Genomic DNA, 21936 nt, shown 5'->3' with positions numbered 1-21936 from the left:
GTCAACGAATGCCCAGTATGGAACCCGATGCCGGACGAGCCGTTGGCCTAGATTTAGTGCAATCGTATCTTATCCAGACAATTACGGTAAGCAAAGCACTCACTCCCGATATGGAAGCCGATGCCATCGGTGGCATGATTGATTTTAAGCTTCGCGAAGCCAACCGGGATGAAGAACTGGAACTTTACGCGTGTTACGGAATCAATCAGCAGCAGTCGGAATACGAGAATTTTGGTCGCGATATTTTATCTTTTTACGGAGTAGGCGGTAAACGTTTTGCGGATGATAAGCTCGGCGTGCTTGTAGCCGGAAGCTACTTCAATACCGACCGAGGCAGTATTTTTGATTCCCGCCGTTTTGTAGATATTGAACAGAATGTGCTTAGTCGCCGACGTACTACTGACTATGATGTAAACCGCGAACGCTACGGTTTGGTAGGAAATATAGATTACCGCCTGAATAGTACGAATAAGTGGACGCTTACTACTAACTACAATCGCTATATCGACGATGAGATTCGGCTACAAGCTCTCTATACCTGGGATAATGAGCGAGAAGAACGACGTACCCGTAATCGTATTGAAGATCAAGAGTTGATTTTTACCATGTTGCAGGGCGAACATCAGTTCAATCGGATTAAGTTAGACTATAGTGCATCGTATTCGACAGGGGAAGAAGATTTGCCCGACCGCACCGAGTGGCGGTATCGGCGAAACGTTCCGGCACTAGCCACGCTTGACCGCGCTGGTCAGGATGCTCTTTCTGCTAATACTACTTTTGGCCTAGATGCTCCGCTGGAATTTAATCGGGTTGAGTTTGAACCTCGCTTCACTGAAGAATCTAATACTACGGCTGCCCTAAATTTAGAATTTCCGGTAGCCAGTGATAATTTCTCGACGATTAAAGTAGGAGCAAAATACCGCGCACTAGAACGTTCTTTCCGCGACGGTGGTTTTCGGCCTGAGCCGCTAGATGGAGTAGAACTTCCTACGGTTGCGGATGGACAATTTCCATTTCCCGGACTACGATTTACCGATGCTGAGTTTGCCAACCTTGGCTTTGATTTGCTTCCCGCTAATCTTAATCTGAATGAAGAACTGGCAGGATACAGTGCTTCCGAGCAAGTATTTGCCAGTTACTTGATGAATACTACTCATTGGACCGATCAACTTACTTCACTGGTAGGAGTGAGAATAGAAAATACGCAAACCGATTATTCCCGCTCCGATAATGATCTTCAAGGTGAAGGAAGCTACACCAATATTTTACCTTCCGCTCACCTTACCTATCGTTTCACCGACCGCAACCAATTACGAGCTGCGTACAGTACTGCACTAAGTCGCCCTAATTACACTTCGTTAGTACCTTTTGAAACAATTGGCGAGGATGAAATTAACCGAGGTAATGAAGATTTGGAGGCTATTACCGCTACCAATCTAGACTTGATGTACGAGCGATACACCAATAATGTGGGTTTCTTCAGTTTCGGTTTATTTGCCAAATTTATTCAGAACCAAATCATTACCGAGCAAGTAGGCACCGAAGATGGCTTCCCCATCTTAAGTCCGGTGAACGGAGCATCGGCTCAGGTTTTCGGATTTGAAGTAGCGATGAATCAGAGCTTGGCTTCGCTCAATTTACCGTTAAGCATCAATGCTAACTATACATTCACCCACAGTGAAGCCGATTTTGGTGACGATCGTGATGATCTACCTTTGGCGAATAGTCCTCGTCATATTGGTAATTTATCACTGCTATATGATGATAGTGAAAGTGGTTTGTTTGCAGTAATTGGTGGCGTATACCGTCATTTTATTTTTAATAAATTTGAAGATAATAATGCAGCGGTGGATGGTAACGAAGAAGTATGGTTGGATAGAACGTTTCACTTAGACATGTCAATGGGTTATCACTTTAATGAATCTCTTACCTTTAAACTCCAACTAAATAATCTAACCAATCAGGCGAACACTGAAGTAAGCGGAAAACCCTCGGATACATTTTCCCGATGGACCGAAACTGAATCTTACGGTATGTGGGGAGTGCTGGGAATAGAGTTTAAGCTGTAGTCTACTATGATAAGAAAATTTACCTTTTTTCACTTAATCGCATTTTCTTGGAGCAGCCTTTTACTTGCTCAGTCATCGCCGCAGAAGGTCAATGTGATTAAAGTTTATGACGTGGAACAAGCCCACCAAGCGGTTGCGGTAGATGATGGCTGCTTCTACGTAATCAACAATACGAGTATCACGAAGCACGATAAAGAAAATGGCAACCTCATTAAGGATTGGCACGATCAGGATTCGGTACTGGTACACTTGAACAGCGGAATTATATTGGATGACAAACTCTACAGTTGCCACTCCAACTATCCGCAGGCTCCTATGGCAAGTTCCATAGAGATATTTGACCCTCAAACGTTAGAACATATCGATAGTCATAGCTTAGGTATTCAGTTCGGTTCGGCTACTTGGCTAGATCGCTACCAAGACCATTGGTACGTAGCTTTTGCTCACTACACCGGTCGGGGCAGTGAACCGGGAAAAGATAATCGCTGGACTCAACTAGTGCAATTTACCGACGACTGGCAACCCATAGCAGGTTGGGTTTTTCCTTCAAAACTGCTAGAGCGATTCGCTTCCCGCAGCAACTCAGGGGGAGTTATTCGAGATGATGGTAGCTTGCTAATTACTGGTCACGATGAAGCTGAGATTTACGTAATGCAATTTCCCAATAAAGGCTACACTTTACGTTGGGTAGATACGCTTCCGGTGGGGTCGTTCGGGCAGGGAATAGATTGTGAAGAAAAGGAAGGTCAGACTTTCGTTTATGGCATTGTTCGGGAAGAAAACCAAGTGGTAGTCACCAAGCTTCCGTAAGTGAATATGTTAATTCCCAACCAATAGCTTAGCGCTCGCTACTCCACCTTGCTCAAAAAATGCTCGCATAACGTATAATCCCGTAGGTAGTACTCGGGTATCAAGACTAAGACGACTTAAGGGTTGAGGCAATGAATATTCGTATACGACTTGACCCGCCACTGAAATTACCTGTATTTTTCTAACTGATTGGTTGGCCTGGACCGTGGTCAAGTCCGAATTAGTAGCTGGATTAGGAAAAATATTTAGCGTGATTTCTTCGCCCGAAGAACTTTTACGATTTACATTTAGTAGTGAAACCCCACCCCGCTGGCTACCAATAACGATGGTCGTACTTCCTCCTAGAATTTGTCCGGTAGTTAGCCAATTTTGCCGTCCTAACTGAACAGCGACTACTTCAGACAATAAAGTGTTTCGCACTATTACTGTATCAATAAGTTCTGAGCTTTCTTCTAATGGCCTTAGCAATAAGTTGCCACTAGCGTTGGTGCTTACTATTTGTGCTGAACTGGTTCCGTCAGTATCAATAATGGCTGGGGCCAAAAATAAGCCTCGAGCACTGCGGTCTATTCCAGCGAAGGAATCATTTACCTGATCCCACTGCGGAGGAAAATCCGTACCAACATTGCGATAATAGATTAGATTACCACTTTGCTTGCCTACCAGCACATCCATCTGCTGGTCTTGGTCTACGTCGTAGAAAGCCAGATTATCTTCTGATCGGTAAGGAAGTGTTAATAATTGTCGCTGTTCGGGTTGAAGCTCCCAAGAACTACCCAAAGCAGCTCGATTGAGTAGTGCGTACAAACGGGTCTCCCTTGATATAGATTCGCGCCCACTAATCAGCAAGTCCGTTTTTCCATCTTGATTAATATCGGTGAAATACGGTTTCAACTCCTGAAGTTTCCAGTTAGCTAAATCCAGAAAATTACTAGTAACAAACTGAAACGACGGTTGGCTGGAGGTTCCCACATTCTCATAAAGATACAGCCCAGCGTAAAAGCCATCGGCTTGTAGCTTTCCCCGATTCCCAATAAACAGATCTAAATCGCCGTCGGCATCATAGTCGGCCAGGGCAGGGACAGCATCTTCGCCTACATCAATCATTTCTTCCTGCAAAAAACCTGATGTTTCCCACTGCCAGTTAGGGTTTTGGGTAGTTCCGGTATTGCGGTACGCCCAACTGGAATTTTCAAAATCAATGCTGTTGCCTACGTTTACGCTGGCGTTGGGCGAAAATAGCAGATCATCTACACCGTCAGCGTCAATATCCGCCAGATAGGCTCCCGGGAAAAAGACAGAAGTAGCAGGCTGGGTATTCTCAGGGAAATCCGTAATTAGTTGCCCAAATAATGGTTGATTATTCACAGGTTGGTTTTCCAGAAGATCGATTCCGTAGCAACCTTCATCGCCTGACAAAGCATCCAAATCTTGATCACCGTCGGCATCCAAAATTAATAGTGCCTTTCCCCCCACGTGCTCTAGCTTTGCACCAAGCTGCCGAGTCTGGCCAGACCGGGTCTCGCCAGACCGGGTCTCGCCATTTCGGGAACCTCCGTTTATATCATCACAGGATTGACCGTTGAAGGCAAATAGTCCACAGTCGCATTCTTCTATGTCGCCCCAGCGAATGTCAGTTGTTTGATATACTAGCGAATTAGCCCGACCAAATTGTTCTACACTTTGGTTTTGGTGGAGAATAAGTTCACCACTACCAAATGTACTGTAACTAATAATGTCCAGATCACCATCTTGATCAATATCGGCAATTGCCGGAAGGTCGGTAGAGTTGATCTGAAGTGTCACTGTTGCTCCCGAAGCAAAGGCCACCGTTTGTAGCGTCTCGGTTACTAGTGTCCAACCTAATTCGTTGCTATTATCTCGATTGTTTTGGTATACAGAAACACCCCTTCCCCCGGAAGCAGTAAATAAATCCTGGTCACCATCTTGATCGTAATCTTTCAGTAGAACCCAACTTTGCAAACCGGTTGGAAACAGAGGCACATATTCGGGGGCGTATACCCACTGATTATTTTGTCGTAAAAATGGATGCAGAGTATTAGATGATCGGTCAAACAGCAGCAAGTCATTCTGATTATCGTCATTCAGCCGAATATTATTGTACTGCACGGCGTTTAATCCTCCTACCCAAGCTAGCGTGAGTGGATCATTCCCGCGAGAAGCCGGAGTAGTAAAATTCCATTCGGCTATTCGTTGGCACTGACCGTCCACCGAAATACTGAGCAGTAGAATTGTTATTAGGAGAACAGATTTATCAGAATAAAGAAATTGGATCATGCAGCATATATCAGCTCTATTATCTTACGTAGAATTACTAGTATAAGAAATCCTACAAAGATATAACTGATGGTGCGAGAAGATATTTTATTACCCACCCATACTCCTAACGGACTGCCTACTAACACCCCCAGCGATAACGGAATAGAAATAGGAAAAATAATGTACCCAATACGGCCTAAGTCTACCGGATTGGCCGGCTGATCTACTATATTAAATATTGTAATTGCTAGCGAAGCGATGAAAATAACTCCTAAAGAAATTGACTTAGCCCGCTTAATATCCATCCGCAATCCCGCCTGAAGCAGTGGAACCGTAATTGTTCCTCCTCCTAGACCAGATAAAGCCGAAAAAGCACCGGCAACACTTCCAGTAAAAATATACCACACTCGCTCATTCCTAACTGGCTGATTAAACATGATATTGGTACGATTCTGTAAATAGGTTATTAAGACTATAGTGCTTAGAAAGATGATGACTGCCCCGTCGAAGAATTGCTTCGAGTAATGTGGAGTATTAACAAAAGTAAATAAGAGAAGATAAGAAGTCGCAATGGCACATAACCCAACCAAAGCTACTTCCTTCCAGTAAAAGTCTTTATTGCTGATGAGGGTGATACTGCCGAAAAGGGCTGCCGCGGCGGTTCCGAAAATAGAATTAGCAATTACGTATTGCGCTATTTCAGCTGTAGGAATTCCTACATATTCTAGTGCGATAGGTAAAATAAGAATATAAATAACACCTCCGCCAATACCCAAAAAGCCGGCTAGGAATCCACCTCCTAGGCCGGCTAAAGCTACCCAAAAATATAGTGCGTTGGTGAGCAACTAATTATTGCCCCTGAAGTATTTCTTCGTAACGATCTTTGTCGTTCAACACTTCAATGGCTGCTTGTAGCACTTTATCATCGTCAAACGAAGCTTCTATTTTTCCATCCGATAGATGGTAGTGAGCGGCGATTTCTTCTTCTAACACTTCTTTTATTTCGCTTTTAAACTTTTTCAAATCACGCTCTTTATTATGTTGCACTTGCTCTCGTAGCGAAGCAATTTGTTCTTTGATATCCTGATAATACTGTTCGTCTTTAGCAATTTCAGTTAAATCATCGATCGTTTGTTCTACCTCAGTTACATAGTCATAATCTTTATCAGACAGCCAAGTCAGAAAGTCGTCATATTCAGCATCGCTCATTTCAAAAGTTTTGGCTTCAGGAGCCTTGGGGTGTTTGTAAAAATACTGGGTAGCATAATCAAACGTCAGATTTTTAGTGAACAAACTCACCGTGATAGGAGCTAAGCGTCCAGCCTTGGCCTTTATATCAGGATTAACCCCGCCACCATCGTAAACAATTCGTCCGTTTTGAGTTTCAAAAGCAGTTCGGAGTGAGTCCGGCACCCGGCCAACGCTTCCATCTTCTCCTCGGTGGCTGTAGTCAATTGCTTGAATACAGCGCCCACTGGGAGTATAATACTTTGCTGTAGTTACTTTTAGTTGAGAATTATAGGTGAGTGGACGAGTCGCTTGCACGAGTCCCTTACCGAAGGTTTTCTGACCAACCAACACTCCCCGGTCGTAATCCTGAACCACTCCCGACACAATTTCAGCAGCGGAAGCACTACGTCCACTAGTGAGCACCGCCAGCGGAATCTCAGTATCTACCGGGCTATGGGGGGCGCGGTATATCTTGTTCCAGTCTTTTACTTTTCCTTTCGTGCTTACAATCTCAGAACCCTTTGGCACAAACACGTTTGACACATTCACTGATTCGCTTAACAGTCCACCGGGATTTCCGCGTAAATCAAACACAATCTTTTTTGCTCCTTCTTCCTTTAATTTTGTTAGGGCTTTTTCAACTTCCCGACCGGCTCCGGTAGTAAAGTTACTTAGCTTAATGTAGCCAATATCATCAGTTACCATACCTGAGTACGGCACATTGTTCACGGTAATGCGTTCTCGCTTCAATGTTACGGGCAGCGTATACTCCTCGCCATAGCGTTTTATAGTAATCGTCAGATCAGTGTTCGCTTGCCCTTTTAGCAGCTTGCTAATTTCACTTACGTTTTTATCGGTCACATCCACTCCATCTACCTCCAGTAGTTCGTCACCAATCTTTAATCCGCTTTTTTCAGCCGGAAAACCTCGATACGGCATCAGCACCAGGCTTTTACCATTACGCTTACCGATAATTGCTCCAATGCCACCGTATTGTCCGGTCGTCATGGTCCGGTAGTCTTCAATATCGTCTTCGGGTATATAATTCGTATAAGGATCCAGCGATTTCAGCATGGCATCAATACCAACCTTCATCAGTTTATTTGGATTTACCTCGTCTACGTAGTACGTATTCACCTCTTTATACAGTGTGGCAAAAATGTCGAGGTTTTTAGCGATAGCAAAATAATGATCACCCGGACCACGGAAGGCAACCAATCCAACAAATGCAAGGGCAACGGCGGCAACTGATAGCTTGCCTACTTTTCTGGTTTTCATAAGCGAAAGAAATGAGGGGGTTCTATACTTTTTTTAAACGGGTTACTGATTCTTTTATTTTGGTTTCAATGCGCTGGTACAGCGTCTTTTGTTTACCAATATAGATATACCCCAGCAAAAAATGAACATTATCAGATGGGTTGTAAGGAATTAGATGTTTATGTAGCCGATAGGCTTCCCGCATCTGTCGCTTGATCCGGTTACGGTCTACTGCTCGCTTAAAGTTGCGCTTGGGCACGCTAAACAACACCTGATGATGATCCTGATCAGCAACTGGCAAATAAATAAAGCGGATAGGGTAGAGTACCACCGATTTTCCCTCACGAAAAAGTTCTCCGATTCGCTTTTTATGCGTTAGCTTTTCCTGCTTCGGAAACGTTTGTCGCACGTTCAAAAATTGTTAGGCAGGGAAAAAAAATATGAGGTGATTTCTCGGAGAGAAAGGAGGGGTGAAAAAACAGTGGTGCTCAAAATTAGAGCAGAAAAGGAAAGAAGGACTTAGTGCTTATGCCTTCTTTCGTCAGAAACTGAAAGCTTTTTCCGACCTTTGGCCCGACGGCGAGCGATAATCGCCCGGCCATTGGCACTGGCCATTCTTTCTCTAAACCCGTGCTTATTGCGTCGTTTCCGCTGCGATGGTTGAAATGTTCTTTTCATGACTAATTTTATTTGGGCTGCAAATATAATTTTCTTTTACTGAAGTTCCAACCCTCATTCGGAAGAATAGGTTTCTTAAATAGGTTGAGTTGCTCGATTGCCCAATGGTTTAATGGCTAAATTGCTGGTTGTTGATCGTTAATTGTTATTGGTCACTAGTCGCTATCCACTGCTAATTGTTCATTGCTAACTGTTCACTGTACAAGCATATTTTCTTACCTTTGTCCGCTTATTTACTCAGCACAACTATACTATGAAAGTTCTGAAGTTTGGCGGCACCTCAGTAGGCTCAGCCGAAAGCATCAAAATTGTGGCCGATATTATATTGCAATACCAGCAGCAGCAAGTTCATTGCGCTACGGTAGTTTCCGCTATGGGTGGGGTGACCGACCGGTTGCTAGACATTAGCCAGGAAGCGGCTCAAGGCAACGAAGAATATAAAGAGAAGCTATCGGAACTTGAGAAGCATCACTTTGCGGCAGCAAGAGAACTGATTAGTGTGCATACCCAAAGCAAAGTATTCGCCCGCCTTAAAACACTGTTTAATGAACTAGATGATCTGGTACACGGAGTGTACCTGCTACGGGAACGCTCGCCTCGCACCATGGATTTGGTACTAAGCTTTGGTGAGCGACTTTCAGCTTACCTAATTAGTCAGTACCTGAATGAGTTGGGGGCGAATGCTGAGTTTCTGGATGCTCGCGAGATTATTGTTACCGACAAATCTTTTAATAACGCTAAAGTAGATTTTGCCGCTACGAATCAGAAAATTCAGGATTACTTCGGCAGCCATCCAGAATTACAAATTGTTACCGGATTTGTGGCGGCTACTCCCGAGCAGGAAACAACTACTTTGGGGCGCGGTGGCTCAGATTATACCGCTTCCATTTTGGGAGCAGCCCTTAATGCTAAGGAGATTGAAATATGGACAGACGTTGATGGGGTAATGACGGCCGATCCCCGTCAGGTAGATTCGGCGTTTTCGCTAGATGCGATCTCCTATATTGAAGCGATGGAAATGTCGCACTTTGGGGCGAAGGTTATTTATCCGCCTACGCTGCTACCTGTACTGGGAGAGAATATTCCGCTTCGTATCCGTAACACATTCCACCGGGAGTTTCCGGGCACGCTGGTTAGTAAGAATCCATATTCGGCTATTCAGCAGACGCTAAATAATGCTAAGGCTCCGGCGGTAAAAGGAATCTCTTCTATTAAGGCGGTCGCTATGCTTACTTTAGAAGGTAGCGGCATGGTGGGTACTCCCGGTATATCCTCCCGATTATTCGGAGCTTTGGCACAAAGTAGTATCAACATTATTATTATCACTCAGGCTTCTTCAGAACATACTATCACTTTTGCCGTCAGTCCGGCTGATGCCGAAGCGGCTCAACGAACGATTAGTGAAGAGTTTGTGAGTGAGATCGCAGCCGGTAAAATCGTGGCACCAGCAGTTGAGCGAGATTTATCAATTATTGCTATTGTGGGTGAAAATATGCGGCAAACGCCTGGCATTTCGGGAAGACTATTTATTGCCTTAGGTCGAAACGGAGTAAATGTTCGGGCTATTGCTCAGGGTTCTTCGGAGGCGAACCTATCGGTAGTCATTGCTCAACGCAACCTGCACAAAGCCCTTAATACCGTGCATGAGGCATTTTTTCTTTCTGAAAAGAAGACACTCAACGTATTTTTAGTAGGAATTGGGCTAATTGGGAAGACCTTACTCCAGCAAATCGCCCAGCAGCGAGAGTACTTGCTTAAGAATCGTATTCTGGAAATCTCTGTAATAGGTATCGCGAACAGCAAGCGTATGGCTTTCTCGGAAATCGGGTTAAAACCTGATGACTGGAAAAGAACATTGGAACAGGACGGCGAAAAAGCAGATATGAGTGACTTTGTGCAACGGATGAAGGAAATGAATATGCCCAATAGCGTGTTTGTTGACTGCACCGCTAGCAAATCAGTAATAAAGTACTACGCTGAAGTACTACAATCGGCTATATCTATTGTTACCCCTAACAAACTGGCAAATTCCGGTTCGTATCAAGCGTATCAGCAACTACAAACCGCGGCTCGTCAGGCTGGAGTGCAATTTCTGTACGAAACCAATGTCGGGGCCAGCCTACCGGTTATTCGGGTAATTCAAGATTTGAAGGATAGCGGCGATAAGATTTACAAGATTGAAGGAATTTTATCAGGCACCCTATCGTATCTGTTCAATTCTTTTTCTTCAGAAAAACGTTTCAGTGACATTGTTCGCCGAGCGAAAGAACTGGGTTATACTGAACCTAACCCCCGCGAAGATTTATTAGGCACAGATGTAGCGCGAAAAATTTTGATTTTAGCCCGTGAAGTAGGTATTCCACTGGAGTTAGAAGATGTACAGGTAGAAAATATGCTTCCCCCAGCTTGTTTGGAAGCCAAATCACCCGAAGATTTTCTTAAAGCGCTAGAAGCTAATGACAAAGATTTTGACCAGCGACTACAACAAGCCGAAGAACGAAATGAGAAACTGCGGTTTGTCGCCTCATTAGAAAACGAGAAAGCGACGGTAAGCCTACTTTCGGTGGGTCCCGATCATCCGTTTTACGCTCTTTCCGGAAGTGATAATATCATTTCATTCACCACTTCTCGCTACCGTGATCGTCCGTTGGTAGTAAAAGGGTCGGGAGCAGGAGCCGAGGTTACTGCCGCGGGGGTATTTGCTGACCTCATTAGCGTGAGTAATTATTTGTATCAATAACCAGATACCTACTTAGGCGGTTGACTTCATATGAACAAATCCATCTCTTCTAATCTGCATCGCTATCTGGAATACACTAATCTTTCGCCTACGCTGCCCTACGCCGAAGTAGATCAAATGATTTTGGATGCTAAACAGCATAATTTTGTAGGAATTTGTGTGCCTCCCTTCTGGGTGAAAAAAGTTAGTCGCGATTTGGGGGATGCTGATATCCAGGTAGTAACGGTTATTGGCTTCCCGCTGGGTTACCAGATGACTGAAACTAAAATCCAGGAGATGGAGCTGGCTATTCAGAATGGGGCAAATGAGCTGGATGTGGTAATGAACCTCTCAGCTTTTAAATCAAAGATGCCCTGGGTAAAAATAGAAATTGCCAAGTGTACTTCATTAGCTCATAAACATGGTTGTTTACTCAAAGTTATTTTGGAAACAGCTTACTTGACCGACGAAGAAATTACCACCGGCTGTAAAATTTGTGCTGATGCCGGAGCCGATTTTGTCAAAACCTCTACCGGTTTCGCTGATGCTGGAGCTACCGTTCACCACATACAATTAATGCGAAAAAAGCTACCCTCCAATGTAGGTATTAAAGCCTCGGGCGGAATTAAAACCGCTCAGCAAGCTATTAATTTAATAGAAGCCGGAGCTGACCGGATTGGGGCTTCCGCTGCGTTAACAATGATTAATGATTGATCATACTCATAGTTATTATTCATCATCAATTACTTTACCATCATACATATGCCAGCTTACTCTATTAAAGTAATTGGGAAAGTGCAGGGAGTATTCTTCCGGGCGAGCACGCAGGAAAAAGCCCAATCGTTGAAAATTAAGGGATGGGTACGTAACGAACCTGACGGATCAGTAAGAATTCAAGCGGAAGGGAACGTGGAAGCTTTAAGAGAACTTACTACCTGGTGTAATAATGGGTCAAATCGCGCTCAAGTGCAGCAGGTAGTTGTAGATGAAATTGAGGAAGAAGGCTTCTCTGAGTTTCAGATTCGCCGATAATAGCTTACTGCTTTTTCTCCTTACGTTGGCGTTCCGGCTCAATAGCGTCGTCGTTCTGCCCTATCTGCCGTTTATCCTCCGGTTGCTCAGGTTCGGAGGGCGGTGGGTCTTGCGAAGGGTTGGTTTTAAGCAATTGGTCAAAGGCTTTTTCGTACAGTATTGAGGCTCCCTGCCGCTGTAGTATTTGGCTCAACACTTGGTCTCGGTTGCTAGTCTGGAAGATACGAATCATTAAGTTTCCGGTCTTGGTGAGTTCGTAGAGCACTTCAAACTCTCCGTAAATATTCTGACTACCAGAAGCCGCTTGTTGTTCTCCCGTAGTGGTCATACCACCTACTTTTACAGTGAGTCGATCATCAAATAACTGTTTAGATAACCCTACGGTCACATCTCGGTCAGCCAGTAATGAGCCTTGAGATTGCTGCTGATCGCTATTTTCTAAGTCTACGTTTAGAGCTACCCCACCCAAATACTCTTCCGTGATTTTACTAAGCTGATCGGTTAATAATTCGCTTACACTACCGTTAAGCTGATCATTAACTGAGGTGAGGCCACCACCACCAGAGCCTAGTCCACCGCTCATGGGGATAAACCGACTAAGGACAATCAAGCCAAATACTTGCTTGTATAGTTGAGTTTCGTTTTGTTCAATAGCGTCTAATCGCTCTTTAATAAGCTCGGCAGCGGCTCCTCCCGCGTTGATTTCGGGTAGTCCTAAATTGAATGCTAATTGCGGTTCAGTAAGCGTCCCAGTAATTATTAATTCTACTGATACCGGACGGTCAATAGTAGCCTGCCTTCTTAAGCCTGCATCACTTTCCATTAAATCCTGAACCAGCGGCTCCAGACTAGTCTCTACCTCATAAGCAGCAATCAGCTCCATTTCGGCATTGGAAGGATCGCCCGACCAAGTGATCGTGCTTCCTTCGCGAACAGAAAACTCTTTTCTAACTACTTCGGCAAAGTTAAGTACGTACTGACCCCGGGTCAGAGTATACGTCCCCTGTAGGTTTAAGTCGCCATTAGGATTCATGTTCACCTGTAGATCAGCTTCACCGGCTGCGGTAATTTTATCACCCCTCACAGGGTCTACAATAATGGTGAATACCGCTTCAGGATCTAGGTGAATATTACTGGCCAGAGTGAAGCCACTAATTGAAATTGTATCCTTCGCAGAAGAATCATCCAATAGCGTTAGAGAATCACTACTTACCGTGTCTTCTTTTAAGAAGGCATTTCTATCTACAAACTCAACGAAGCCCGCCCGCTCTACTTCTTCCGGTTCGGATACCAACGCAATAGTCATGTTGGTTCCTTCATTCACTCCTACATCACCATCAATTACCAAATCGCTCACTGGGCCGCTGATTGTTGCGTCAGCCGAGGCAATAGCTCGCCCGTAAAATGCTTCATTTTCGTAGCTTTCGCTGTTTATGAAAACGAATTCTTTAGTATTAAAACTTAGATTAAATACCGGACTAGTAAGATCAGCGAAGGAAATTGTGCCATTTAGCACTGCTGGGGTTTGAGCAGAATCTAGTATCGTAAATTCGTTTAATGCCAGTGTTTCTCCCTGAAAATTTAGTTGCTGATTTTGTAAGTGGTATTGTGCTCCAGAAACTGTGGGGGCTATCACTACCTGATCGCCAAACCGAAAAACACCTCTAATATTAGGCTTAGTGGGGCTTCCGGTAACACTTAAGTCGGCAAATAACTCTCCCGATAGCTCATTTACTTGTCCTTCTAAAAATGCTTGCCAAGGGTCTAGTAAAAATCGGTCTAGAGTCAACGAAAGATCAATGGGTGACTCAACTTCTGGAGCCAGATTGTATGTTCCATCAATGTTAAGTTTTCCGTTGGGGCTGGTAAGTGCAGCAAGCACATTGAGCAGATCGGTATTGCTATCGCTCATAGCTGCTTTATTAGCCTCTAGTTTAAAATCTCCCACTACTGTATCTTGCACTGTAAGATGCGAAATATTAAGATTCGTTTTAATCGGACCAGATTGAAAGAGATCTTCTAGTGTAGTTTTACCGTACAATGTTCCTTTTACCTCGTAGTCTTCCAGATCGATACTATTTAGGAAGGGCTGTATTTCAAATTGCTCGATCGCAATCTGAAGATCGCTACGGTTGTTCTCATTTTTTGTAGAAATAAATAGCTCTTGGTCGCCTCGCTTTAAGAACACCCGATCAATATCTAGGTAATTTTTAGCGTACACTATTCGCCCTTGATTAGAAAAATCCCAACTTGTGCTGTCCAGTACAATTTCCGAATCATCCATCAATACGGTGATGGTATCGCTACCGGAGCGTACGCGCGTGTTCAAATCTAGCCGATAGGGCGAGTCATCCTCTCCCATCTTCACATTCAAATCCAGTTCAGTAGTAGTTAGCCGCTTTTTACTTGGTGCCAGCTCTTCAGAAGGAGCTCCCGAGAGCTTTCCGGCAATCAGAAACTGCGGAATGTTTAAGCTGCCAACCTGCACGTAGTTGGTAAATAAATCAATATTGATTTGTCGCTCGGTGGTAATAGCGTAGAGATAGAGGCTATCAATTCGGTTTGTTCCGTAATCAATGTGCGGAGCTTTTAAATCAATACGTAAGCTTTTCTCTCGACTATCAAAAGCAGCTTCCAGACTGAGCGTATCGGGAATGTTTAGCTGTGGAACTAATGCTTGAGCGAACAACGGAGTTTCTTTAATGTGTAATTCTAACTCTAGTTTCTGTCCATCCGCTTCAAAAGTAGAAACTGTGTCGGGATTAACATAAGAAGCTTGGTAGCTCGTGAAGTAATACTGCTGAAAATCATCGATAGCAGTGGGAAGCTTGTCTACTGAAAACTCACCGCGAATAAAAGCATCTACGTAGTCTGAATAGAGACTGATGTTCCGTTCGTTTCCGGTGCGTTCTGCTGTTAAGGCTAAAGAATCTAGCTGATAACTTTCTTCGTCTTTAATCACTCGGGCTGAGGGAATATAAACACTTCCAACAATAGAGTCGGGGTGCGTGCCTTGCAAGTCAGCCGTTAAACTAAAATCCTGCACAATGACACTATCTCCTACCAGATTAAGCCGGAATAAATTGGCGTTAGGTAACTGCAAATCTAGCTGATAGGCCAGATCAGACTGTCGCATATCTAAATTAGCATCGGCACTTAGGTTTAATAAGCTATCTTCGTAGCGAATAGCATTGGTCACTTGATTGTCGGCCAGATATCCCTCAATATTCCAGCCCTCATAGCGATAATCTTTGTAGTCAACCTGGTTAATCTTCACATCCCACTTAGCTTGACTGAACGAAGTATCGGTTGGGGTGGCGGTTTGCTGGGCAGAAAGCCGAGCCCGAAAAGTTAGCTGATTAAAATCGCGAGCTAAAGAATCTTGGCCCAACGCTTGTAACAATTTTTTCACTTGAAGCTGCTGCCCCTGCACTGAGGCATCAATATCCATTCCCCCTTCGGTTAACTGCTGATAGCGACCTTCCGCTAATAATTTTCCTACCGATGATTGAAGTTGTACATCCCCAGTAATATCGTCTAGCCGACCTTCAACCGAGGCTTGCAACGTTAGTTTGTCGTTAGCCAGCTGCGGTAAACCAGCATCGTTGCCTATAATCTTTCTGATAAACCCCAAATTTGTTTGCAGTGGTTCTACGGTAAGCTTTACAAAAGGACTACCCGTCTGTGCACTATCCAACTTAGCCAATTGCTCAAACTGGGCTTCGGCCTTTAGGTACACATCTTCACTCAAGCGCAAGGCTAAATTTCGAACACTACCGGCTCCCTCATCAATGTTGACCTGCCAATCTAGATTAGCTTCTGCGTTTTTCAGGATAGGCATACTATCCAACGCAGTGGTAAAGTAAGCTGCATCTCGCATACTAAGAACCGCCCCATCTAATTTAGATTCAAAGTCCAGGCTTTTAATTAAATCGGCCATCTGATCTTCTAGAGATAGGCTCACGGCTATGGTGCCGTTCAGGTTAGAGTGAGCAGTTTCTAGTTTATTGAGTGTGGCTTGCACCTGGGGCATGTCTACTTCGGCACTCAACGCTAATTCTTGCAATGAAAATCCGCTGTGCTGTTCACTAAAAGTAAACTGTTCCAGATTTAGTGAGGCATTGGTGTTACCTACTTCAACGTCTTCTATTTGTATTCCTAAATTCGCAATAAGCAGGTTCTCAAAATCTAGCTGGGGATTAGCTTCTTTATCGGGCCCTACCTGATAATCAACTTGACTATTAGCAATAGAAAAATCGGTCAGCGAAAAGGCGTAGCCCGAAGGATTAATTACGTTCTCTAAGCTATCAGGAGTAGAAGCGGGTTCCGTCTGCTTGGTGCTATCGGGCGCAGCATTCTTAGGTAATCGTAGGGCAACTTCAAGTTGATCAATGGATAGCTCATCAGCTTGGATATGCTGCTCCTCCAATCCTAATTTATCAAGCACCAACGATAACTCACCTAAGGTTGCGTGAGCCTCAGTGCTATCGGCCACAAAATCTGCCCGGATATTATTTAACAATAGCTGTCGAGCTTCTATGGAAAAACTGGACGAAGTAGTATCAGTTGGTTGAGTGGTGGTGTCAGCAGATGCTAACGCTTCAGGAATGTAGGCAAAGTTCAGGCTATCGGTTCCCGCCACTTGGTAGATATTGGCGTAGGTATCTCGCACGCGCAACTGCTTTACTACCAATGTTTTATTTAGCAGCGCCCAAGGTTCAATCTCTACCCGCAGTTGGCCCAAATATAGTAAAGTGTCCTGTTGCTGATCTTCCAGATACAATCCAGTAATTTCTACGGCATCGAGCCAATCGATATCAATACCTTCCAGTGTTACCGGCGTTCCGATCTTTTTTTCAAGAATGCCCGCTATTTTTCCGGTGATAAAGTCTTGTACGGGGGGCAGCCGTAGGGCAATATAGATGATTATCCACAGGCCAAAGATAATGCCGGCAATGAGTAGCAATCGCTGTACCCAGGTTGGTAAATGTCCGATATGTTGTGTAGACGAACTGATAGATTTGATATTTTCGTAAAAAATACAATCCTAGCCACTCGTAAAAACGAGAATTAGCTAGTAGATCATTAGGTAAAAAGTATTCCTTGGCACACTACTCTTTGGACGTGGCCTGCAATTATTTTCTTTAGGCAACAATCTTTAGAGCAAATGCCCTTTAACCGAACGTAGTTACTTTCGTTTGGTTTTAAATAAACGTTACCTTTGCTGTTTATTGTCGTTCGGTTGGTGGCTGCTAGGCAGTTGCGTTTACCTTAGCATATTAAATGAATAAAGAAGAAGTTCGTAAGCTCCTTAAGAAGCTACGCAAGTACGAAATTGCTATTCGCAAAGCGATTACCACCCAAATGCAGGGTGACTTTCACTCAGTGTTTAAGGGCTCGGGTATTACTTTTGATGATGTACGGCCCTACCAATACGGTGATGATATTCGGTCTATTGACTGGAACGCCACCGCAAAAGGGCACGAAGTATACGTGAAAACGTATCGGGAGGAGCGGGAGCAAGTGGTGTATCTGGTGCTAGATGTAAGTGCTTCTCAGGAGATTGGTAATCAAGGCAGCCAGAAAGTAGATATTGGTAAAGAAATTAGTGGTGTGTTAGCCTTGTCAGCGATTAAAGAAGGCAGCCAGGTGGGAATGTTCTGCTTTTCGGAACATAAAGAAGTGTACGTAAAACCTAGCAAGGGCGACAAACACGCTTACCAAATTATCTCTAAGCTTTATAATTTACAACCAACGTCTACCCGCACCAATCTACACCATGCCATTCGTTACCTACTAAATATTATTAAGCGCCGTAGTATTGTAATATTCATCTCCGATTTTATTGACGAGGGATACGATGATAGTCTTCGGGCCTTGGCCCGCAAGCATGATCTAATTGTAGTGCATCTATCTGACCGGCGCGAGACGCAATTACCTAGCTTAGGCATTGTGCCCGTGTACGATAAAGAGAGCCGAAAGACACTTTGGGTTAATTCCTCGTCTTCCTTTTTTCGCAATCGGATTAGTAATACGTACGGAAATACTCGAGAGAAGCTAGAAGAATTTTGCAGAAAGTATCAAGCTGATTATCTTCCGGTTGATACGGAAGAAGATTACGTTTCTAAACTCATCCGATTGTTCCGGGTGCGTAGCCGGGTTCGTAAAAGCAATTGACAATGAACAATGTGCAGTGAACAGTTAACAATGAGTAGTAACATAGGACAAATGGCTATTATTGTTCGTCACATATTTTTCCTCTGCTTAGGATTGCTGGCCGGATTAGAGGTGGCGTTTGCCCAAGAGATAAAGCCAATGGGGCATTTCGTGCAGGATACTATCAAGATTGGTGAGTCTATCCAGTACTCCTTTTCCCTGCGCTATCCGGCTGAACTAGAAGTGGTTTTTCCTGATGAGAACTACTCATTTCTACCCTTCGAGTACGTAGATCGCACCTTTGTTCCTACGCAGACAGATAGTATTACCAGCTTCGATAGTGTAGTGTACACTCTCACCACGTTTGAGCTAGACACTTTTCAATCGCTATCGCTACCAATTTACATTATTAGTGCCGATGAAGAGGGGCGAGCCGATAGTATTACCATTTTTGCTAGTCCCGACTCGGTCTATTTGCAACAGTTAATTACGCAGTTGCCCGACTCGCTGGATTTAAAGGAGAATACGGCGTACCTGGATACTCCCCTTCAGTTTAATTACCCCTATTTTCTAATTGGGTTAGGCATTTTGATCGCCTTGCTTTTGATTGTTTATTTGCTGTTCGGTGAGAAGATTCGCAGAAGATGGCAGCTACGCCGATTGCGTAAAAACCATGAACAATTCCAGGAGAAGTTTGCTCAGCAGTTGGAGCAACTTCGGCAGTCGCCGAACAAGGAACAATCAGAGCAGACGTTGGTACTTTGGAAACGGTACATGGAACGACTGGAACGGGCACCCTACACCAAAATGACAACGAAAGAAATTAGTAAGTTACCTGAAGAGCAAGCATTGAAAGATGACTTACGAGCCATCGACCGCAGCATCTACAGCCATCGACTCAATGGTGAACTAATCGGTCATTTTCAACATTTAGAAAAACATACTCACCACCGCTACGAACAACGATACCAAAATATAAAACATGGAAGCAACCGCTAGTTGGTTTTCGTTACAATGGTTTTCCCTCCCCATACTAAGAAGCTTTGAGTTTCAGCATGGCTTATTTTTATACCTGCTACCGCTGATTCCGCTGTTTTTTGGGCTACGCTGGCTTATTGGACTACGCTCCAGCCAAAAGCTACCGGTTGCTTTCCCTAAAACGGCGTTAAAGTCAAATCCAGTTACTTGGCTTCGATTTATTCCGTTTTTGTTGTTGGCTTTAACGTTGGCGTTATTATTCTTCGCCTTAGCCCGACCTCAGCGCACCAACGAACAAGTAGAACAGTGGAGTGAGGGAATTGACATTGTACTGACCATCGATATTTCCGAATCGATGCGCATTCAGGATTTTACGCCCAACCGGCTAGAAGCGGCCAAAGATGTGGCGCGTAATTTCATCAGTGGCCGGATGCAAGACCGCATTGGATTGGTCGTTTTTTCCGGCGACGCCTATTCCCTTTCGCCTCTCACAACTGATTACGAATTGCTGTACGATTTTATCGAGCAGATTGATTTTGATATGATTGAAAGTCGGGGAACCGCCATTGGTAGTGCGCTGGCCGTAGCCACCAACCGAATGCGCGATGCCGACGAAGGCCGCGATGATAAAGCCTCCAAAGTGATGGTACTACTTAGCGACGGAGATAATACCGCCGGAAATTTGGACCCCATTACTGCCGCTGAATTGGCCCACGCCTACGGCATCAAAATGTATTCTATTGCTATTGGTAAGGAAGGTAAAGTGCCATTCGGCAAAGACTTTTTCGGTAACACCCGCTACGTAGAAAACTCTCTAGACGAAACTACTTTACGGGAAATTGCTCGCATTGGTGAAGGCGAATTCTACCGGGTTTCCAATAAGCAAGCTTTACAAGAAGTATTTGATCTCATTGATACCTACGAAAAAGCTGAAATCAAAGAAAGTCGCTACCGTGATACTACCGACTTCTACCACATTTATTTGGCTTGGGCTATCGCACTGTTTTTGGTTTGGCTGATTCTGAAGTCGACGTTTATTAGTAATGTGCTGGTGGATTAGTGGTTTGGTTGTTATAGTACGATGGTGTTAAGGTATTATACGGGGTAGTTGGTGTCTATTTCAGTACAAAAAACCAAACAGCCAGAGCGGAATTTTATTTTGGTAACCTATTTCTATATCATCGGCTGTTATAAACCCATCTTCTACTCCTTTTATTTGTCGTTTGCTTTTGCTTGCACCACCAATCTCGGCCGTCCATTTGCCATCAATTAGGAAGTCGCCTTGCTTAGGGTACTGCACGGCATGTTTCGGCCGAAGTTGACTCAAGAAAAAGGTCTCTCTCAAGCTCCCTTTATTTGCGTTATCGGGGGCAAGCGCGAAAAATAGGTTAGGATTTTGCAAGTATACTTTTTCCGGTTTTTGCATGGCACTCACTCCCTTCGTAGTGCTGTACAGTAAACTAAGAATTTCCGTATTCTCTAAGTACTGGAGGTACGAAATAACCGTGTTTCTGGTACTTCCTATTCGCTCACTTAGCTTTTGAATGTTCGGTTTAAATGGGGTTGATTCAGCCAATATTTGAAGCAATTTTCTTAATTGGTTAATACTGCTAAAGTTAATATTTACAACATGCGGTAAATCTATCTCTAAGATCAGATTGAGAACCTCAATCAACTTTAGGTGATACGTATCCTCATTTTCTGAGAAGTAGGGATAATAACCCAACGATAGGTACTGCTGAAATGCGGGTAATGGTTTAAATTGTTGGGTAAGCGAAAGGCAAAGTTCAGTATGGTTGTCGATAATTTCGGGCAAAGAAACCGAAGGAAAGTTAAGCTGATACTGAGGAGCTAAATGGAGAAACTCCCGAAAAGATAATCCGGGCATATAGTACATAACTGCCCGGCGACTCAGGTCAGCCTTAGCCCGATGAAGGTGCAAAGCAGAAGAACCAGTAAAAGCTACCCGAAGACTCGGATGGTCATCGTAGATGTTTTTTAACTCAACAGACCAAGTAGCGTACCGGTGAACTTCATCTAAAATAAGAAATTTGCCTCCATTTTTGACGAACTGGTCAGCGAGTTCTACTAGAGTGTTGTTAGAAAAGTAAATATCATCAAGGCTAACGTATAGAGTTTGGTTATCTAAGGGCAACTGCTGTTGAATATATTGCAACAGCAAAGTGGTTTTCCCTACACCCCTGGCTCCTCTGATACCAATCATTCGGTCTTTCCAGTCAATCTGGTAGATAAAATCACGAACTACTTTAGTAGAAACTGTTCCTACTTTTTTCAAAAATTTTTGAAAAAGCTGCTCCATATGCTCTTTGTATAAAGCAAAAATAATCTAAAAATGCTTTCTATAGAAAGCATTTTTAGATATTCCGATAAAGGTTCGCTTCTACAATCATAACAGTTTGCATTTTCAATCTTTAGTGAACAGTACTATAACACTTCGCACCAGACCCCAGAACGAATCCGGGGATAACACCAAACTAGTATGCATGACGAACATTTTCTTTGTATATTGCGTCAGTACTAGATAGAGAATTATAAACCTTACGCATATGGATGCCTATATTGTCGGCGGTTACCGCACCGCCATTGGAAAAGCTAAAAAGGGAGGATTTCGATTTACTCGCCCCGATGATTTAGCAGTAGAAGTAATTAATCATTTAGTAGGTTCAACCGAAGGGTTAGCTCCTGAAATGATTGATGACTTAATTG

The 21936-nt window shown here is 43.8% G+C and carries 15 protein-coding genes and 1 pseudogene; 9 read left to right on the top strand and 7 right to left on the bottom strand.

What is annotated here, in order from left to right:
• On the top strand, positions 1–2069 hold a 2069-nt coding region (locus WBA23_RS09925), incomplete at its 5' end, for a TonB-dependent receptor domain-containing protein (RefSeq protein ID WP_424582123.1).
• A gap of 6 nt (positions 2070–2075) precedes the next feature.
• Positions 2076–2879, top strand: a complete 804-nt coding sequence (locus WBA23_RS09920) for a hypothetical protein (RefSeq protein WP_424582122.1) — start codon at positions 2076–2078, stop codon at positions 2877–2879.
• A gap of 9 nt (positions 2880–2888) precedes the next feature.
• On the opposite strand, the gene WBA23_RS09915 is transcribed toward WBA23_RS09920, so the two are convergent.
• From WBA23_RS09915 to rpmH, 5 genes are all read right to left on the bottom strand, one after another.
• Positions 2889–5177: a T9SS type A sorting domain-containing protein gene (locus WBA23_RS09915; RefSeq protein WP_424582121.1), complete on the bottom strand. Its 2289-nt coding sequence runs from the start codon at positions 5175–5177 to the stop codon at positions 2889–2891.
• Positions 5174–6004, bottom strand: a complete 831-nt coding sequence (locus WBA23_RS09910) for a sulfite exporter TauE/SafE family protein (protein ID WP_424582120.1) — start codon at positions 6002–6004, stop codon at positions 5174–5176. Before WBA23_RS09910 ends, WBA23_RS09915 begins: the two co-directional genes overlap by 4 nt.
• Before the next feature lie 4 nt (positions 6005–6008).
• Entirely contained in the window at positions 6009–7667 is a 1659-nt protein-coding gene (locus tag WBA23_RS09905; RefSeq protein ID WP_424582119.1) for a S41 family peptidase, read from the bottom strand.
• A 22-nt stretch (positions 7668–7689) separates the two neighbouring features.
• On the bottom strand, positions 7690–8055 hold the full coding sequence (gene rnpA / locus WBA23_RS09900) for a ribonuclease P protein component (RefSeq protein ID WP_424582118.1): 366 nt from the start codon (positions 8053–8055) through the stop codon (positions 7690–7692).
• Positions 8056–8165: 110 nt separating this feature from the next.
• On the bottom strand, positions 8166–8324 hold the full coding sequence (gene rpmH / locus WBA23_RS09895; RefSeq protein ID WP_424582117.1) for a 50S ribosomal protein L34: 159 nt from the start codon (positions 8322–8324) through the stop codon (positions 8166–8168).
• 253 nt (positions 8325–8577) lie between these two features.
• Between rpmH and thrA the strand changes: the two genes are divergently transcribed.
• The 3 genes from thrA to WBA23_RS09880 are packed head-to-tail and all read left to right on the top strand — an operon-like array spanning position 8578 to position 12075.
• Positions 8578–11064 carry a bifunctional aspartate kinase/homoserine dehydrogenase I gene (thrA, locus tag WBA23_RS09890; protein ID WP_424582116.1) on the top strand — a complete coding sequence of 829 codons (2487 nt, stop codon included), beginning with the start codon at positions 8578–8580 and terminating at the stop codon, positions 11062–11064.
• A gap of 30 nt (positions 11065–11094) precedes the next feature.
• Positions 11095–11757, top strand: coding sequence for a deoxyribose-phosphate aldolase (gene deoC / locus WBA23_RS09885; RefSeq protein ID WP_424582115.1), 663 nt, complete (start codon positions 11095–11097; stop codon positions 11755–11757).
• Between the two features lie 48 nt (positions 11758–11805).
• Entirely contained in the window at positions 11806–12075 is a 270-nt protein-coding gene (locus tag WBA23_RS09880) for an acylphosphatase (protein ID WP_424582114.1), read from the top strand.
• A 4-nt stretch (positions 12076–12079) separates the two neighbouring features.
• Here the strand turns inward: WBA23_RS09880 and WBA23_RS09875 are convergent, their stop codons facing one another.
• Positions 12080–17041, bottom strand: a complete 4962-nt coding sequence (locus tag WBA23_RS09875; RefSeq protein WP_424582113.1) for a translocation/assembly module TamB domain-containing protein — start codon at positions 17039–17041, stop codon at positions 12080–12082.
• A gap of 317 nt (positions 17042–17358) precedes the next feature.
• Between WBA23_RS09875 and WBA23_RS09870 the strand changes: the two genes are divergently transcribed.
• Genes WBA23_RS09870 through WBA23_RS09860 form a run of 3 tightly spaced genes read left to right on the top strand, consistent with a single transcriptional unit; the run spans position 17359 to position 20269 of the window.
• Positions 17359–18252, top strand: coding sequence for a DUF58 domain-containing protein (locus WBA23_RS09870; protein ID WP_424582112.1), 894 nt, complete (start codon positions 17359–17361; stop codon positions 18250–18252).
• A 30-nt stretch (positions 18253–18282) separates the two neighbouring features.
• Positions 18283–19230 carry a hypothetical protein gene (locus tag WBA23_RS09865; RefSeq protein ID WP_424582111.1) on the top strand — a complete coding sequence of 316 codons (948 nt, stop codon included), beginning with the start codon at positions 18283–18285 and terminating at the stop codon, positions 19228–19230.
• Entirely contained in the window at positions 19214–20269 is a 1056-nt protein-coding gene (locus WBA23_RS09860) for a VWA domain-containing protein (protein ID WP_424582110.1), read from the top strand. Before WBA23_RS09865 ends, WBA23_RS09860 begins: the two co-directional genes overlap by 17 nt.
• 60 nt (positions 20270–20329) lie before the next feature.
• On the opposite strand, the gene WBA23_RS09855 is transcribed toward WBA23_RS09860, so the two are convergent.
• On the bottom strand, positions 20330–21529 hold the full coding sequence (locus WBA23_RS09855) for an ATP-binding protein (RefSeq protein WP_424582109.1): 1200 nt from the start codon (positions 21527–21529) through the stop codon (positions 20330–20332).
• A 247-nt stretch (positions 21530–21776) separates the two neighbouring features.
• On the opposite strand from WBA23_RS09855, the pseudogene WBA23_RS09850 reads away from it, so the two are divergent.
• A pseudogene (locus WBA23_RS09850) lies at positions 21777–21936 on the top strand (acetyl-CoA C-acyltransferase); the annotation flags it as partial.

It is taken from the genome of Tunicatimonas sp. (assembly GCF_049647865.1).
Lineage (GTDB): Bacteria > Bacteroidota > Bacteroidia > Cytophagales > Cyclobacteriaceae > Tunicatimonas.
This window is presented reverse-complemented; position numbering and strand designations above follow the sequence as displayed.

Coding starts and splice junctions, on each gene's coding strand:
- WBA23_RS09920 (WP_424582122.1), top strand. CDS start 2,076: ATGATAAGAAAATTTACCTTTTTTCACTTAATCGCATTTTCTTGGAGC.
- WBA23_RS09865 (WP_424582111.1), top strand. CDS start 18,283: ATGAGTAGTAACATAGGACAAATGGCTATTATTGTTCGTCACATATTT.
- thrA (WP_424582116.1), top strand. CDS start 8,578: ATGAAAGTTCTGAAGTTTGGCGGCACCTCAGTAGGCTCAGCCGAAAGC.
- WBA23_RS09880 (WP_424582114.1), top strand. CDS start 11,806: ATGCCAGCTTACTCTATTAAAGTAATTGGGAAAGTGCAGGGAGTATTC.
- rpmH (WP_424582117.1), bottom strand. CDS start 8,324: ATGAAAAGAACATTTCAACCATCGCAGCGGAAACGACGCAATAAGCAC.
- WBA23_RS09915 (WP_424582121.1), bottom strand. CDS start 5,177: ATGATCCAATTTCTTTATTCTGATAAATCTGTTCTCCTAATAACAATT.
- WBA23_RS09905 (WP_424582119.1), bottom strand. CDS start 7,667: ATGAAAACCAGAAAAGTAGGCAAGCTATCAGTTGCCGCCGTTGCCCTT.
- WBA23_RS09855 (WP_424582109.1), bottom strand. CDS start 21,529: ATGGAGCAGCTTTTTCAAAAATTTTTGAAAAAAGTAGGAACAGTTTCT.
- deoC (WP_424582115.1), top strand. CDS start 11,095: ATGAACAAATCCATCTCTTCTAATCTGCATCGCTATCTGGAATACACT.
- WBA23_RS09860 (WP_424582110.1), top strand. CDS start 19,214: ATGGAAGCAACCGCTAGTTGGTTTTCGTTACAATGGTTTTCCCTCCCC.
- WBA23_RS09870 (WP_424582112.1), top strand. CDS start 17,359: ATGAATAAAGAAGAAGTTCGTAAGCTCCTTAAGAAGCTACGCAAGTAC.